Raw genomic sequence first — 14,414 nt, 5'->3', positions numbered from 1 at the left:
CTGCCTGGAACTGCCGTGCGGATCAGGCCACGCGCGGCGTGGCGACCTTGACGGGCGCCTCGGCGATGGCGAAACGCTCGCGCACCGAACGCTCGATGCCGGCGGCGTCGAGGCCGCACTGCGACAGCAGGAACGCCGGATCGCCATGATCGATGAACTTGTCGGGCAGGCCCAGCACCAGCACTGGAATGTCGATGCCAGCCTCGGCCAGCGCCTCCAGGACCGCGCTGCCAGCGCCGCCCATCGTGCTGCCCTCTTCCACAGTCACGAGGTAGTCGTGGTTCGCGGCCAGCGACTTCACCAGCTCCACGTCCAGCGGCTTGACGAAGCGCATGTTGGCCACGGAGGCGTCCAGCGCCTCGGCCGCGCCCAGTGCCGGGTGCAGCATCGAGCCAAACGCCAGGAACGCCACGCGCTGGCCCGCGCGGGCATGGCCCTCGCGGCGCATCTCGCCCTTGCCTACCGGCAGCGCGGTCAGCGCGGCCTCGGTAGCCACGCCGGCGCCGGCGCCGCGCGGATAGCGCACGGCGGTCGGGCAATCCTGCTGGAACGCCGTGGTCAGCAACTGGCGGCACTCGTTCTCATCGGCCGGCGTCATCACCATCATGTTGGGGATGCAGCGCAGGTAGGCGATGTCGTAGGCACCGGCGTGCGTGGCGCCATCGGCGCCCACCAGGCCGGCGCGGTCCAGCGCGAACACCACGGGCAGGTTCTGCAGCGCCACGTCGTGGATCAGCTGGTCATAGCCGCGTTGCAGGAAGGTCGAGTAGATCGCCACGACCGGCTTCAGTCCCTCGCAGGCCAGACCACCGGCAAAGGTCACCGCGTGCTGCTCGGCGATGCCCACGTCGTAGTAGCGGTCCGGGAAGCGCTTCTCGAACTCGACCATGCCCGAGCCCTCGCGCATGGCCGGCGTCACGCCGATCACACGCTTGTCGGCGGCGGCCATGTCGCACAGCCATTCGCCGAAAACCTGCGTGTAGGTCTTGCGCGACGGCTTGGCAGACGGGCGGATGCCCTCGGCCGGATTGAACTTGCCGGGGCCGTGATACAGGATCGGGTCGGCCTCGGCCAGCTTGTAGCCCTGGCCCTTCTTGGTCACCACGTGCAGGAACTGCGGGCCGTGGCCTTCCAGCGCGCGCTGGCGAATGTTCTGCAGCGTCGGCACCAGCGAGTTCAGGTCGTGACCATCGATCGGGCCGATGTAGTCGAAGCCGAATTCCTCGAACAGCGTGGCCGGCACGACCATGCCCTTGGCATGTTCTTCCAGCCGTTTTGCGAATTCCAGCACCGGCGGGGCCACCGACAGCACGCGTTCGATGCCCTTCTTGGTGGCCGCGTAGAACTGGCCGGAGAGCAGGCGCGCGAGGTGGCGGTTCAGCATGCCCACCGGCGGCGAGATCGACATGTCGTTGTCGTTCAGCACCACCAGCAGGGGCAGGTCCTTGTAGACGCCGGCGTTGTTCATCGCTTCGAAGGCCATGCCGGCGGTCATCGCGCCGTCGCCGATCACGGCGATGCCGACGCGCTTCTCGCCCTTGGTGCGGGCGCCCAGGGCCATGCCCAGCGCGGCCGAGATCGAGGTGGACGAGTGGGCGGTGCCAAAGGTGTCGAACTCGCTCTCCGCGCGGCGCGGGAAGCCCGAGATGCCGCCGTACTGGCGCAGCGTGGACATGCGGTCGCGGCGGCCGGTCAGGATCTTGTGGGGGTAGCTCTGGTGGCCCACGTCCCAGACCACGCGGTCGGACGGGGTATCGAACACATAGTGGAGCGCAATGGTCAGCTCCACCGTGCCGAGGTTGGACGACAGGTGCCCGCCGGTCTGGGAGACCGATTCCAGCACATAGGCGCGCAGTTCGTCAGCCAGCGTGTCGAGCTGGCGTCGATCCAGCTTGCGCAGGTCTGCGGGTTCGTCGATTTTGTTGAGCAGCGTGTAGGTCATGATGTCCGTTCGGCCGCCGGATTCTCTATGTCCGGCTTGTCAGTTCAATTGGAGCGCAGCACGATCAGGTCGGCCAGTTCGGCCAGCCGGCCTGCCCGGGTGCCGAATCCCGCCAATGCCTCGTGGGCATCGGTGCGCAACTGGGCAGCCAGCGCGCGCGCGGCATCGAGGCCCATCAGCGACACATAGGTCGGCTTGTCATTGGCGGCGTCCTTGCCGGCGGTCTTGCCGAGGGTTGCCGTATCGGCCGTGACGTCCAGAATATCGTCAACCACCTGGAACGCCAATCCCACGGCAGCCGCGTAGCGGTCCAGCGCGGCCAGGCCGGCGGGATCGATACTTCCGCACAACGCTCCCATGCGCACACTCGCGCGCAGCAGGGCGCCGGTCTTCATCCGGTGCATGGCTTCCAGCGCGTCGCGCGACATCGCCAGGCCCACGTTCTGCAGGTCGATGGCCTGCCCGCCGGCCATGCCGACCGAGCCCGAGGCCACGGCCAGCTCGTCCACCAGCTTCAGGCGCGCTTCGGGCGCCAGCGCCGGGGTGCGGGCCAGCAGGATGAACGCCTGGGTCTGCAATGCGTCACCCACGAGCAGCGCGGTGGCCTCGTCATAGGCCTTGTGCACTGTGGGGCGCCCGCGCCGCAGGTCGTCATCGTCCATGCAGGGCATGTCGTCGTGGACCAGCGAGTAAGCGTGGATCATCTCCACCGCGCAGGCCGCCGCGTCACATGCCTCGGGTGTGGCACCGGCCACTTCACCAGCCGCGTGTACCAGCAGCGGGCGTACCCGCTTGCCACCGCCGAGGACAGCATAGCGCATGGCCTCGTGCAAGGTGTGTGGAATTGTGTCCGTGGACGGCAGTGCCGAGTCCAGGGCGGCCTCGGTCCGGGCGCCCTGCGCCCGCATCCAGGTAGCGAAATCGCTCATTCGAAATCTGTGCCGTTGCTGTTGTTATCGGGACGGGACTCGCCAGCCAGCGGCTTCAGCGCGTCGCCCTCCAGTACTTTGACCTGCTGCGCCACCCGCTCCAGGCTCTGCTGGCAGTAGCGCACCAGTTCGGCACCGCGACGGTACGCGGTGAGAGAGGCCTCGAGGGGCAGTTCGCCGCTTTCCATGCTGGCCACTAGGGTTTCCAGCTCCGCCATGGCGGCCTCGTAAGAGGCTGGCTGCGCGCCGGCTGCGGGCGCGTCGTCAGGCTGGACCGGTGTGGTCGTGGGTTTTGGCATGTCGGGCCTTGTTCAGGGGAATTAGGGATTTTACGCCAATCCCGGACTTGGCCGCAGATACGTATCGTCAACGTGGCGTACACGCACGAAATGTTATCCATCGATCACCTCATTTCATGGAAGTGACCTGTGCGCTATGGTCGTCATTCCGAATGCGATCCAAAGGGCACCTCCATGACGACCCGGGTCGACTTTTTCGCTAAAAAGGCAAAATAATCAGACCCTTAAGTTTTTGGCTCGGGTACAATTCCGCCCTCGTCAGCGAGATCGGCGACGCCGTGCCAAGGGCCGCCCGTTGCCAGCTTTTGCGTGTCTTTGTGGTAACGCCGCTCCCGCCCTGTGCCCGCCTGCACCGAACTCAGTTTCGGCCAGTCCCGCCGGGGAACCGGACCGCGCCCGGCTCGTCTGACAGGGTTTCCCAAATCGATTTCTCATATTTCGATGGTTGGGTTGTTCACTGCTTTCGCCTGTTACTAGGGAGTGGGGATAATGTCCAATCTCAGCACCGCGCTCAAGCTGGCGCCGGCTGATTCGCAGTTGCCCGTGGATGTCTACTTTGACGAGGCGCTGCATCAACAAGAACTGGAACTGCTGTTCAAGAAGGGCCCGGGATACGTCGGCCATACGCTGATGGTCCCGGAGACGGGCGATTTCCACACGCTCGCCGCCGAGGACGAGGGCCGCATGCTGGTCCGCAATCCGGAAGGTATCGAGCTGCTGTCGAATGTCTGCCGCCACCGCCAGGCCATCATGCTGAACGGCCGCGGCAACGCCAAGAACATCGTCTGCCCGCTCCATCGCTGGACCTACGACCTCAAGGGTGACCTGCTCGGCGCGCCGCATTTCGCGCAGCAGCCGTGCGTCCACCTGAACCGGTCGCCGCTCCAGAACTGGAACGGCCTGCTGTTCGAGGGCGCCCGCGACGTGCGCGCGGACCTCGCGCGCATGGGCGTGGCCGAGGACCTGAACTTCGACGGCTACATGCTCGACCACGTGGAAGTGCACGAGTGCGACTACAACTGGAAGACCTTCATCGAGGTCTATCTGGAGGACTACCACGTCGTGCCGTTCCACCCGGGACTGGGCAGCTTTGTCTCGTGCGACGACCTGACCTGGGAGTTCGGCGAATGGCACAGCGTGCAGACCGTGGGCCTGCACCAGGGCCTGAAGCGGCCGGGTAGCCCGACGTACCAAAAGTGGCACGACGCGGTGTTGCGCTTCAACAACGGCAAGCTGCCCAAGCACGGCGCGATCTGGCTGACTTACTACCCCAACGTGATGGTGGAGTGGTACCCCAACGTGCTGGTCATCTCGACGCTGCACCCGGTGGGTCCGCGCAAGACCCGCAATGTGGTGGAGTTCTACTACCCCGAGGAAATCGCGCTGTTCGAGCGCGAGTTCGTCGAGGCCGAGCGCGCCGCCTATATGGAGACGTGCATCGAGGACGACGAGATCGCCGAGCGCATGGACGCCGGCCGCCGGGCGCTGATGAAGCGCGGCGTCAGCGAGACCGGTCCGTACCAGTCGCCGATGGAAGACGGCATGCAGCACTTCCACGAGTGGTATCGGGGAGCCATGCAGTACACCGGCTGAGGCGCCGGCGGGCCACCACCGTGGTCGGTTATCGCCCGCTATTCGCCCAAGCCCTGTAGCCAGCCAGAAACGGACCGTGAAAACGGTCCGTTTTGCGTTGGAGTGGCCATCTGGCCACTGTTAGAATCGGGGTTTTCCCGCGCTGCGCCGGCCACCACGAAGCCCGGCCAGCCTTCGCTCCACCTCTCTCGCCCCCGCCATGCAATCGCTCTGGATGCTGTTCGCCGCCTTCGCCTTTTCCTTGATGGGGGTGGGCGTCAAGCTGGCATCCGAGTTCTACACCACAGGCGAGATCGTCTTCTACCGCAGCATCATCGGCGTGACGATCATGTGGATCATGCTGCGCTCGCAAGGCATCTCCGTGCGCACGCCGCACATGGCCACGCACATCAAGCGCAGCCTGTTCGGCGTGACCGCCCTGCTGCTCTGGTTCACCTCGATCACGCTGCTGCCGCTGGCCACGGCCATGACGCTGAACTACATGTCGCCGGTCTGGATCGCCCTGATCCTGGGCGCCAGCGCGGCGCTGGCCGGCACGGCGGGCGGCGCGGACCGCAAGCTGATCGGCGCAATCCTGCTGTCGTTCGCCGGGGTGCTGTGCCTGCTGCAGCCATCGGTCGGCAAGGACCAGCTGACCGGCGGCCTCATCGGACTGATCTCTGGCGTGTTCACGGCGCTGGCCTATGTGGAGGTGCGCCAGCTCGGCCAGCTCGGCGAGCCCGAAGGCCGCATCGTCTTCTACTTCTCGAGCGTGGGCATGGTCTGCGGGCTGGTCTGGATGCTCTACTCGGGCGTCAGCCACCACACCTGGCACGGCGCCGGCCTGCTGCTCGCCATCGGCATCCTGGCCACGCTGGGCCAAACCTCGATGACACGCGCCTACAAGCGCGGCAACACCCTGCTGACCGCCAACCTCCAGTACGCGGGCATCGTGTTCTCCAGCCTCTGGGGCATCCTGGTCTGGGACGACAAGCTCAACTGGATCTCGTGGCTCGGCATGGTGCTGATCATCGCCAGCGGCATCGCCACCACCCTCACCCGCGCCCGTGACACCGACAAGCACCCGACCCCGGCCACGCCAGTGAAATCGGCGGAGGCGGAAGTCCATCCCGAGGTGTAGCAGAACGCCGAAAGGCCGACCCGCCTTGATGCGGGTCAGATCCGTCGGATGATGAATGGATAGAGTCTCCCGTCTGAACGCGACGACGGAGCCTTGCCATGCAGCAGTGCAGTTTTGTGTTGAACGACCAGCCGATGAGCGCATTTAGTGTTGGCGGCGCTTCATTCCCGGCCTTCTCGGGAAAGACACCTTATATCAACAAGCGGGCGAACAGTTGCCTGGTAAAGCTCGGGCCAATTCCACCCGGCACCTACTACGTCATAGACCGCGAGACAGGCGGCAGATTTGGCTGGCTGCGCGACTTGGTGGCCAACAAAAAGAACTGGTTCGCCCTGTATGCCGAAGACGGCCGCATTGACGACTGGACTTTCTGCAACGAGGTGAAGCGTGGCAACTTCAGGCTTCATCCCATGGGCGAGAGGGGCATCAGTGAGGGATGCATCACCGTCCACCGGGCAGCCGACTTCCACGTCATCCACAGCTTGTTGAAACGATCCAGACAAAGTACTGTCCCGGGCGCGGATTTCCGCGCCTATGGAAAAGTGGTGGTCAAATGAAATGGCTCGCCAATGCCGTGCTACTAACAATCTGGCTGGTGTTCGCCACGTTTTTGTATGCCATGGCGTGGAGCCACTACCCGGACCTCTTCCCTGACTACCCGGAGTGGGTGGCTGATGTCATCGGACAGCTGACAACGGATCCACAGATGGACGATGTCGAGTCCCTCGCCACCTACTACTACCTGATCCTGTCCTTCCTCCCCGTGGCCGCCGCCACGGCTCTCGTCTTGTCTATCCGGCACCTGCTGCGCCGGCGTGCCAGATAAATCAAGTGAGGCGGCTCCGCAACTGCCTCCTGCTGGTGATCTGGCTGATCGTAGCCACCCACATCTATGGGCTCGTATGGAGCCGCTATCCCGACTATTTTCCTGAATACCCTGAGTCGGTGGGCCATTTCATCGACTGGCTGACGAGGGATTATCAGTCGAGGGGCATCGAGTCCCTGACGACCTACCACTACCTGATCCTCTCATTACCGCCCGTGGCCATCCTGACGGCCCTTGGCCTGTTCCTCCGGCACAAGTTCCGCCGACGCACGAAACTGCGCTGATCGGTCCTGCGGTGTAGCATTGACAGCATTGCTCAACCTGATGCTTATCGCCAATGCCGAACCCACTGATTACCGCGACGGAACTGGACGCACTGCTTAGCCGGGGCAACCAAGACGTCGTGCTGTTCGACTGCTCGTTCGATCTCGCCGACCCGGCCGCCGGGCGTGAGGCCTATCACCAAGGGCACCTGCCGGGGGCCTACTACCTCCATCTCGATAACGAACTGTCCGGCCCCAAGACCGGGTTCAACGGCCGGCATCCACTGCCCGATGCGGAACTGTTCGCCGCGCGGCTGCGGGCGCTTGGCGTGAACGATGGTTCGCTGGTCGTGGCCTATGACGCCCAGGGCGGCATGTTCGCGGCCCGGCTCTGGTGGCTGATGCGCTGGATTGGCCATGGGGCCGTGACGGTGCTCGATGGCGGGAAGAATGCCTGGGTGGCGGCTGGGCTGCCGCTCGAGCGCGGGGCAACCCCGGAGCCCGATACGGACACTGATAACGGCACTGGCGGCGACCTGTCGCGCAAGGCGTCGCTGGTCCCGACCGTCGATGCCGAGGCGCTGCTGGCCAATCTCGCCAGCCCCGCGCGGCTGGTCGTGGATGCCCGCGCCGCCGACCGCTTCCGCGGCGAGAACGAGACGCTCGACCCGGTCGGCGGCCATATTCCCGGTGCGGTGAATCGCTTCTTCAAGGACAACCTCGCCGCGGACGGCCATTTCAAGCCGGCGGAGACGCTGCGTGCGGAGTTCGGCCAGGTGTTTGCCGGCAAGGCGCCGGCCGATACGGTGATGCAGTGCGGCTCCGGCGTGACCGCCTGCCACAACCTGCTGGCGATGGAAGTGGCCGGGCTGACCGGCGCGGCGCTCTATCCGGGGTCGTGGAGCGAGTGGTGCGCCGACCCGAAGCGGCCGGTGGCGACTGGGGCCTGAATCCCCAGGCGCGAAGCGGCGTCAGCGCGACGCCGCCTCCGTCTTCGCCCCACGGTGGTGGTCGTGTTCCTCGCGCACGCCGTTCGTGATGAACACGATCGCCGCGATGCCCGCCGCCACCAGCACCACCTGCACCGCCGATTCCTTGAGGCGCGGCCGGCGCTGCATCTGCGGCATCAGGTCGCTCACGGCGATGTAGACGAAGCTGCTCGATGCAATCACGAGCACGTACGGAATCCAGCCGCTCAGCTGGTCCAGCAGGAAATATCCCACCACGCCGCCGACCACGGCCGCCAGGCTCGACAACAGGTTGAATGCAAAGGCGCGCGCCTTCGAGAACCCCGCGTTGAGCAGCACGATGAAATCGCCGACTTCCTGCGGAATCTCATGCGCGGCGATCGCCAGCGCCGTCACCACGCCGATCTTGGGATCGGCCAGGAAGGCAGCGGCAATCACGATGCCATCGGCAAAGTTGTGGAAGGTGTCGCCGACGAGGATGGTCAGGCCGCTGCGGCCCGCTTCTTCGCGGTCGTGGCCGTGATGATGGTGGTGTCCATCGCCCTCATGGTGGTGCGAGTGGCGCAGCAGCGAGATCTTCTCCAGCAGGAAGAAGCCCAGCAGGCCAGCCAGTAATGTGCCGAACAGCGCACGCGGGTCTGCGCCGGACTCGAACGCCTCGGGCAGCGAGTGAAGCAGCGCCGTGGCCAGCAGCACCCCTACCGAGAAGCTCACCATGCGGTCGACCACGCGCGAGGCCACGGTCAGCGACAGCAGCGCCGCCCCGAGAATGCTCCCGACGCCCGAAATGGTCGCCGCCAGCAGGATGTACAGAAGCGTGGAATGGATGATGGGCTCCCGGCGCCCGGTATGCGACGGTCAGGCCGCCCGCATACCGATTAACGCAACAAGGTTGCAAAAACTGGAAAGCCGCATTGTACGTATGTCCGCACCGACTTTGCAATGTCCGCAATGGTCCGACTCAGCGCGGGGTCAATCGCCCTCCCCGGCTCAGGCGACCTTGTTCGCCTTCAGCCAGGCCAGGCAGCGCTGCCAGCCATCCTTGGCGGCGGCTTCCACGTAGCTGGATCGGTAATCGGCATTGAAGGCATGGCCGGCCTCGGGATAGACCACGAAGGTCGAGGCCTTCGCATTGGCATCGGGCGATGCTGCCAGCGCGGCCTTCATCTTCGCGACGTGCTCCTGCGTGATGCCGGTGTCCTTGCCGCCGTACAGTCCCAGCACGGGCGCGTGGAGCTGGTTGACGCTCTCCAGCGCGCTGCGCGGCTTGAGCGGCGTCGGCTCACCCACCAGTTGGCCGTACCAGGCCACGCCGGCCTTCACCCGGGGGCTGTGGGCGGTGTAGAGCCATGTGACGCGTCCACCCCAGCAGAAACCGGTGATGCCGAGCCGGTTCAGGTCGCCGCCATGGGCCCCGGCCCAGGTGCTGGCGGCGTCCAGGTCGCCCATGACCTGCGCGTCCGGCACCTTGGCGATGACGTTGGTCTGCAATTCCTGGATCGTGCCGAAGCTGCCCGGATCGCCCTGCCGCGCGAACAGTTCCGGCGCGATGGCCAGGTAGCCGAGCTTGGCGAAGCGTCGGCAAATGTCTGCAATGTGTTCATGCACCCCGAAGATCTCGCTGATCACGAGCACCACGGGCAGGTTGGTCTTGCCTTCGGGCTGGGCACGGTAGGCGGGCATGTTGAAGCCGCCGGACGGGATGGTCACTTCGCCGGTGGTCAGGCCATTGAAGTCGGTCTTGATGGTTTCGGCCGCCACCGGCAGGGCCGCCGCCGCAAAGGCGGAGCCCAGCGCGGTCTTGACGAAACGCCGGCGATCGAACGTCTGGCCGGGGACGAGGCTTTCCACTTCAGGCTGCAGCATGGGGCGGGCTCCTTGGGTTCGCTGGCGTGACGCATACGATGCTCACGCAACGCCAGCGATTCTAAGCGCACTTTGCCGCCCCGTGCGCCCCCTCCCCTCAGTGCCTCAGTGCAGCTTCACGCGCGGGCTGGTCTTGCTGCGCAGCCAGTGCGTCACCGTATCGAGCCCCATGCCGATGGCGCCGTGGAGCGCCAGCACGTGCATCCGGTACAGCGAGGTGTACATGAAGCGTGCCATCAGCCCCTCGATAAACATCGACCCACCAATCAGCCCACCCATCAGGCTGCCGACCGCGCTGAAGTGCCCCAGGGACACCAGCGAGCCGAAGTCCTTGAACCCGAACTTCGGCAGCGGCTTGCCGTCCATGCGTGCGCCGATCGCGTCATAGAGGAAGGTGGCCTGCTGGTGCGCCGCCTGCGCGCGCGGCGGCACGGCGGTCTGCTTCTCCGGCCACGGGCAGCTGGCGCAGTCGCCGAACGCGAAGATGTCCGGATCGGCCTCGGTTTGCAGCGTGGGACCGACCACGATCTGGCCCTGCTTGCTGACCGGCAGGCCGAGCGTGCGGAGGACACCCGGCGCGGTGATGCCGGCCGCCCAGACCGTCAGGTCGGCGTCGATGCGCTTGTCGCTGGCGGTGAGCACGGCGTCGTCGGTGACCTGCGTCACGCGCTCGGCGGTCAGCACGTCCACGTCGAGCTTGCGCAGCAGCTTGGTGGTCTCGGCGGAAACGCGCTCGGACAGCGCCGGCAGGATGCGCGGGCCGGCTTCGATCACGTGGATGCGCACGTCGCGGCGCGGGTCCAGCTGGTGCAGGCCGTAGGCGTTGAGCACGTGCGCGGTGTTGCGCAGCTCGGCGGACAGTTCCACGCCCGTGGCGCCGGCGCCGATGATCGCCACGTCCACCCGCGGCCGGCCGTCCTCGCCGGTGCGGCCCCGCCCGTTCTGGGCGCGCACGCACGCGGCAATCAGCTTGCGGCGGAAGCGCTCCGCCTGCTCGACGGTATCGAGCGCGATCGCATGCTCGGCCGCGCCGGGCACGTTGAAGAAATGCGTGACGCAGCCGATGGCCAGGACTAACGTGTCATAGGGGAGTTCGCGTGCGGGCAGCAGTTCCGTGCCATCCAGATCGACGCACGCGGCCACCTGGATGACCTTGCGCGCCCGATCGACGCCCGTCAGTTCGCCCTGCTGGAACTCGAAGTGGTGCCACCGCGCCTGCGCGACGTACTCGAGCTGGTGGGTGTTGGGATCCATGCTGCCGGCGGCGACTTCGTGCAGCAGCGGCTTCCAGATGTGCGTGGGCGAGCGGTCCACCAGCACCACCTGGGCCTGGCCGCGCTTGCCCAGCTTGTCGCCGAGCCGGGTCACGAGCTCGAGCCCGCCGGCCCCGCCGCCAACGACGATGATGCGATGGGTGGATGCCTGCGTCGCGCGCAGCGCGTCGCGCTGGGCGTTGGGCGATGGGGTGGGCGATGGATTGGGCGATGTCTCGCCGCGTGTATCGGCTTGCGTACCGATGTGTGCCGCCGTGCCTGCCGCTACTTCGCTACCGGTTGTACTGCCATCCGTGGTGCTCATGGTCTACCCGATCTTCTCTATTTGGAAACCGGTGTCGACCCGCGTCGGCGAGGATTATGTTGTCGTTGTGGCGTCGCGCGGATCATGTTCGTTGCTGCCAGTTTGCTGCACGGCAATAGAACTGGCAAGCCTCCACGCGATGATGTCGCGCATTCACCGCAACGCCTCTCCTGTACGCATCCGCATGCAGGAGAGGCGTCACCTTCAATGCGCCTCTTCCCAGTTGCTGCCGCTGCCCACCTCGGCCACCAATGGCACGCGCAGCGTCGCCACGGAGCACATCAGCTCGGGCAGGCGCGTCTTCACCAGCTCGAGTTCGGCCTGCGGCACTTCGAGGACCAGTTCATCGTGCACCTGCATGATCTGGCGCGTGCCGAGGTTGTCGCGCTCGAGCCAGTCCTGCACGGCGATCATCGACAGCTTGATCAGGTCCGCCGCCGTGCCCTGCATCGGCGCGTTGATGGCGGCGCGCTCGGCGCCCTGGCGGCGCGGGCCGTTGCCGCCGTTGATGTCGGGCAGCCAGAGGCGGCGGCCAAACACCGTTTCCACGTAGCCCTGCTCGCGCGCGGTCTGGCGCGTCTCTTCCATGTAGTGGGCCACGCCCGGGTAGCGCATGAAGTAGCGGTCGATGTAGTGCTTGGCCGCTTCGCGCTCGATGCCGAGGTTGCTGGCCAGCCCGAACGCGCTCATGCCGTAGATCAGACCGAAGTTGATGACCTTGGCGTAGCGGCGCTGCTCGCTGGACACCGCCTCGCGCTCCACGCCGAAGATCTCGCCCGCCGTGGCGCGGTGGATGTCCTCGCCGTTGGCGAACGCGCGCAGCAGGTTCTCGTCGCCCGAGATATGGGCCATGATGCGCAGTTCGATCTGCGAGTAGTCGGCGGAGACGATCACGTTGCCCGGCGCGGCGATGAACGCCTCGCGGATGCGCCGGCCTTCCTCGGTCCGCACCGGGATGTTCTGCAGGTTCGGCTCGGTCGAGGCCAGCCGGCCCGTCACGGCCGTGGCCTGGCCGTAGCTCGTGTGCACGCGCCCGGTCTGCGGGTTGACCATCTTCGGCAGCTTGTCCGTGTAGGTGGACTTGAGCTTCGACAGACCCCGATAGTCGAGCAGCAGCTTGGGCAGCGGATAGTCCTCCGCCAGCTTCTGCAGCACCTCTTCGTCGGTGGACGGCGCCCCGCTGGCGGTCTTCTTGACCACCGGCAGCTTCATCTGCGTGAACAGGATTTCGCCGATCTGCTTCGGCGAACCGAGATTGAACGGCTGGCCAGCGGCCTCGAAGGCGGCTTTTTCCAGCTCCATCATGCGCTGGCCGAGTTCGGCGCTCTGCGCGCCAAGCCGCGCGGCATCGATCAGCACGCCATTGCGCTCAATTTTCTGAAGCACCACCGAGACCGGGATCTCGATGTTCTCGTACACGTACTTGAGTCCGTCTGCCGCGTCCAGCTGCGGATGCATCTTGCGATGGAGGCGCAGCGTCACGTCGGCATCCTCGGCCGCGTACTCGGTGGCGCGCTGGAGGTCGATCTGGTCGAAGCCGATCTGGCTGGCGCCCTTGCCGCAGACTTCCTCGTAGGTCAGCGTCTTCAGGTTCAGCAACCGCTCAGCCAGGCTGTCCATGCCGTGATTGCGGTGCGAGGCCAGCACGTAGCTTTCCAGCATCGTGTCCTGGGCGATGCCGCGCAGCTTGACGCCGTGGTTGGCGAAGACGTGCGAGTCGTACTTCAGGTGCTGGCCGAGCTTCGGCCGCGCCGGGTCTTCCAGCCACGGGCGCAGGCGCTCCAGCACGTATTCGCGCGAGAGCTGGCCGTGGTTATCCATGCCGGCCACGTCCGGGCCGCGATGGGCGACCGGGATGTAGGCGGCCTCGCCGGGCTCCACCGACAGCGACAGGCCCACCAGCTGGGCCTGCATCGGGTCGAGCGAGGTGGTTTCCGTGTCGATGGCGGTCAGCGGCGCGTCGACGATCCGGGCGATCCAGGCGTCGAGTGCGGCCTCGGTGGTCACGGTCTCGTAGCGGATCTCGGCCGGGGTGGTGTCGGGGGCCGGCAGGTCGGTCGACACATCGGCCGGGCCATCGAACAGCCCGCCCTGCGGCGAAGGCGCCGGCGCGGCGCCGGCACGCGAAGAGCGGGCGGCGGCACGGGCGTTCGGCAGCGATTCGCCCGTGGCCTCGCGCAGCCAGGTCTTGAAACCATAGCGCGAGAAGAAGGCGATCAGCTTCTCGTTGTCCTCGCCCAGTTCGCGCAGCGCGTGGAAGTCCGCCACGGCGTCGCTGAGGTCGCAGTCGGTCTTGACCGTGACCAGCTCCCGGGCGCGCGGCAGCCAGTCGAGCGTGTTGCGCAGGTTCTCGCCCACCACGCCCTTGATGCCATCGGCACCGGCCATGATGGTGTCGAGCGTGCCGTATTCGGCAAGCCATTTCACGGCGGTCTTCGGACCCACCTTGGGCACGCCGGGCACGTTGTCCACCGCATCACCAATCAGCGAGAGATAGTCGACGATCCGCTCCGGCGGCACGCCGAACTTGGCCACCACACCGGGCGGATCGAGCACTTCGCCGCTCATGGTGTTGACCAGCGTGACGTGGTCGTTCACCAGTTGCGCGAGGTCCTTGTCGCCCGTGGATACCACGGTACGCACGCCCTGTGCCGTGGCCTGGCAGGCCAGCGTGCCGATCACGTCGTCGGCCTCGACGCCTTCCACCACCACGATCGGCCAGCCCAGCGCGCGCACGGCCTCGTGGATCGGCTCGATCTGCCTGGCCAGATCCTCGGGCATGGACGGGCGATGTTCCTTATATGCGGGGTATAGCGCATCCCGGAACGTCTTGCCCTTGGCGTCGAACACGCAAGCGATATACTCTGCCGGGAAGTCGTTGCGCAGCTTGCGCAACATGTTGATCATGCCGTAGATTGCCCCTGTAGGCAGCCCTTCGCCATTCCTCAGGTCCGGCAGAGCGTGATACGCGCGATACAAGTAGCTCGATCCATCGACGAGCAAAAGCGTTTTTTGACTATCCGACATTCC

General features: G+C 66.0%; 13 protein-coding genes. 6 read left to right on the top strand and 7 right to left on the bottom strand.

What is annotated here, in order from left to right; translation table 11 throughout:
- Nucleotides 1-22: 22 nt before the first annotated feature.
- Genes dxs through AC1DP9_RS01270 form a run of 3 tightly spaced genes read right to left on the bottom strand, consistent with a single transcriptional unit; the run spans nucleotide 23 to nucleotide 3,170 of the window.
- Nucleotides 23-1,942 (bottom strand): 1-deoxy-D-xylulose-5-phosphate synthase, encoded by a 1,920-nt coding sequence (gene dxs / locus AC1DP9_RS01280; protein ID WP_092290356.1) that lies wholly within the window; start codon nucleotides 1,940-1,942, stop codon nucleotides 23-25.
- A 44-nt stretch (nucleotides 1,943-1,986) separates the two neighbouring features.
- Nucleotides 1,987-2,871 (bottom strand): polyprenyl synthetase family protein, encoded by an 885-nt coding sequence (locus AC1DP9_RS01275; protein ID WP_092290358.1) that lies wholly within the window; start codon nucleotides 2,869-2,871, stop codon nucleotides 1,987-1,989.
- Nucleotides 2,868-3,170 carry an exodeoxyribonuclease VII small subunit gene (locus AC1DP9_RS01270; protein WP_149135484.1) on the bottom strand — a complete coding sequence of 101 codons (303 nt, stop codon included), beginning with the start codon at nucleotides 3,168-3,170 and terminating at the stop codon, nucleotides 2,868-2,870. Before AC1DP9_RS01270 ends, AC1DP9_RS01275 begins: the two co-directional genes overlap by 4 nt.
- Nucleotides 3,171-3,659: 489 nt before the next feature.
- Here AC1DP9_RS01270 and AC1DP9_RS01265 point away from each other — a divergent pair, with 489 nt between their 5' ends.
- The 6 genes from AC1DP9_RS01265 (at nucleotide 3,660) to AC1DP9_RS01240 (ending at nucleotide 7,922) form a co-directional block, all read left to right on the top strand.
- A complete protein-coding gene (locus AC1DP9_RS01265) occupies nucleotides 3,660-4,763 on the top strand; it encodes an aromatic ring-hydroxylating oxygenase subunit alpha (RefSeq protein WP_477106408.1) in 1,104 nt (367 codons plus the stop codon).
- A 199-nt stretch (nucleotides 4,764-4,962) separates the two neighbouring features.
- Nucleotides 4,963-5,883 (top strand): DMT family transporter, encoded by a 921-nt coding sequence (locus tag AC1DP9_RS01260; protein ID WP_092290365.1) that lies wholly within the window; start codon nucleotides 4,963-4,965, stop codon nucleotides 5,881-5,883.
- A 98-nt stretch (nucleotides 5,884-5,981) separates the two neighbouring features.
- On the top strand, nucleotides 5,982-6,440 hold the full coding sequence (locus AC1DP9_RS01255) for a DUF2778 domain-containing protein (RefSeq protein ID WP_477106407.1): 459 nt from the start codon (nucleotides 5,982-5,984) through the stop codon (nucleotides 6,438-6,440).
- Complete coding sequence (locus AC1DP9_RS01250; RefSeq protein ID WP_477106406.1) at nucleotides 6,437-6,709, top strand: hypothetical protein; 273 nt, start codon at nucleotides 6,437-6,439, stop codon at nucleotides 6,707-6,709. The genes AC1DP9_RS01255 and AC1DP9_RS01250 overlap by 4 nt, the downstream gene beginning before the upstream one ends.
- A gap of 5 nt (nucleotides 6,710-6,714) precedes the next feature.
- Entirely contained in the window at nucleotides 6,715-6,993 is a 279-nt protein-coding gene (locus AC1DP9_RS01245) for a hypothetical protein (protein WP_477106405.1), read from the top strand.
- 53 nt (nucleotides 6,994-7,046) lie between these two features.
- Nucleotides 7,047-7,922, top strand: coding sequence for a sulfurtransferase (locus tag AC1DP9_RS01240; RefSeq protein ID WP_477106404.1), 876 nt, complete (start codon nucleotides 7,047-7,049; stop codon nucleotides 7,920-7,922).
- 21 nt (nucleotides 7,923-7,943) lie between these two features.
- Here the strand turns inward: AC1DP9_RS01240 and AC1DP9_RS01235 are convergent, their stop codons facing one another.
- The 4 genes from AC1DP9_RS01235 to polA all read right to left on the bottom strand — a co-directional run bounded on the left by AC1DP9_RS01235 (nucleotide 7,944) and on the right by polA (nucleotide 14,411).
- On the bottom strand, nucleotides 7,944-8,753 hold the full coding sequence (locus AC1DP9_RS01235) for a ZIP family metal transporter (protein ID WP_255370686.1): 810 nt from the start codon (nucleotides 8,751-8,753) through the stop codon (nucleotides 7,944-7,946).
- 177 nt (nucleotides 8,754-8,930) lie between these two features.
- Nucleotides 8,931-9,806, bottom strand: coding sequence for a dienelactone hydrolase family protein (locus AC1DP9_RS01230; protein WP_477106403.1), 876 nt, complete (start codon nucleotides 9,804-9,806; stop codon nucleotides 8,931-8,933).
- Between the two features lie 105 nt (nucleotides 9,807-9,911).
- Nucleotides 9,912-11,384, bottom strand: a complete 1,473-nt coding sequence (locus AC1DP9_RS01225) for an NAD(P)/FAD-dependent oxidoreductase (protein WP_477106402.1) — start codon at nucleotides 11,382-11,384, stop codon at nucleotides 9,912-9,914.
- A gap of 204 nt (nucleotides 11,385-11,588) precedes the next feature.
- A complete protein-coding gene (polA, locus tag AC1DP9_RS01220) occupies nucleotides 11,589-14,411 on the bottom strand; it encodes a DNA polymerase I (RefSeq protein WP_477106401.1) in 2,823 nt (940 codons plus the stop codon).
- Nucleotides 14,412-14,414: the final 3 nt, after the last annotated feature.

The sequence above is a fragment of the Cupriavidus sp. 01L43 genome (genome assembly GCF_056399925.1).
This window is presented reverse-complemented; position numbering and strand designations above follow the sequence as displayed.

Bases quoted from the DNA above. Each gene is read 5' to 3' on its own strand.
- dxs (WP_092290356.1), bottom strand. From the start codon at position 1,942: ATGACCTACACGCTGCTCAACAAAATCGACGAACCCGCAGACCTGCGC.
- AC1DP9_RS01275 (WP_092290358.1), bottom strand. From the start codon at position 2,871: ATGAGCGATTTCGCTACCTGGATGCGGGCGCAGGGCGCCCGGACCGAG.
- AC1DP9_RS01270 (WP_149135484.1), bottom strand. From the start codon at position 3,170: ATGCCAAAACCCACGACCACACCGGTCCAGCCTGACGACGCGCCCGCA.
- AC1DP9_RS01265 (WP_477106408.1), top strand. From the start codon at position 3,660: ATGTCCAATCTCAGCACCGCGCTCAAGCTGGCGCCGGCTGATTCGCAG.
- AC1DP9_RS01260 (WP_092290365.1), top strand. From the start codon at position 4,963: ATGCAATCGCTCTGGATGCTGTTCGCCGCCTTCGCCTTTTCCTTGATG.
- AC1DP9_RS01255 (WP_477106407.1), top strand. From the start codon at position 5,982: ATGCAGCAGTGCAGTTTTGTGTTGAACGACCAGCCGATGAGCGCATTT.
- AC1DP9_RS01250 (WP_477106406.1), top strand. From the start codon at position 6,437: ATGAAATGGCTCGCCAATGCCGTGCTACTAACAATCTGGCTGGTGTTC.
- AC1DP9_RS01240 (WP_477106404.1), top strand. From the start codon at position 7,047: ATGCCGAACCCACTGATTACCGCGACGGAACTGGACGCACTGCTTAGC.
- AC1DP9_RS01230 (WP_477106403.1), bottom strand. From the start codon at position 9,806: ATGCTGCAGCCTGAAGTGGAAAGCCTCGTCCCCGGCCAGACGTTCGAT.
- AC1DP9_RS01225 (WP_477106402.1), bottom strand. From the start codon at position 11,384: ATGAGCACCACGGATGGCAGTACAACCGGTAGCGAAGTAGCGGCAGGC.
- polA (WP_477106401.1), bottom strand. From the start codon at position 14,411: ATGTCGGATAGTCAAAAAACGCTTTTGCTCGTCGATGGATCGAGCTAC.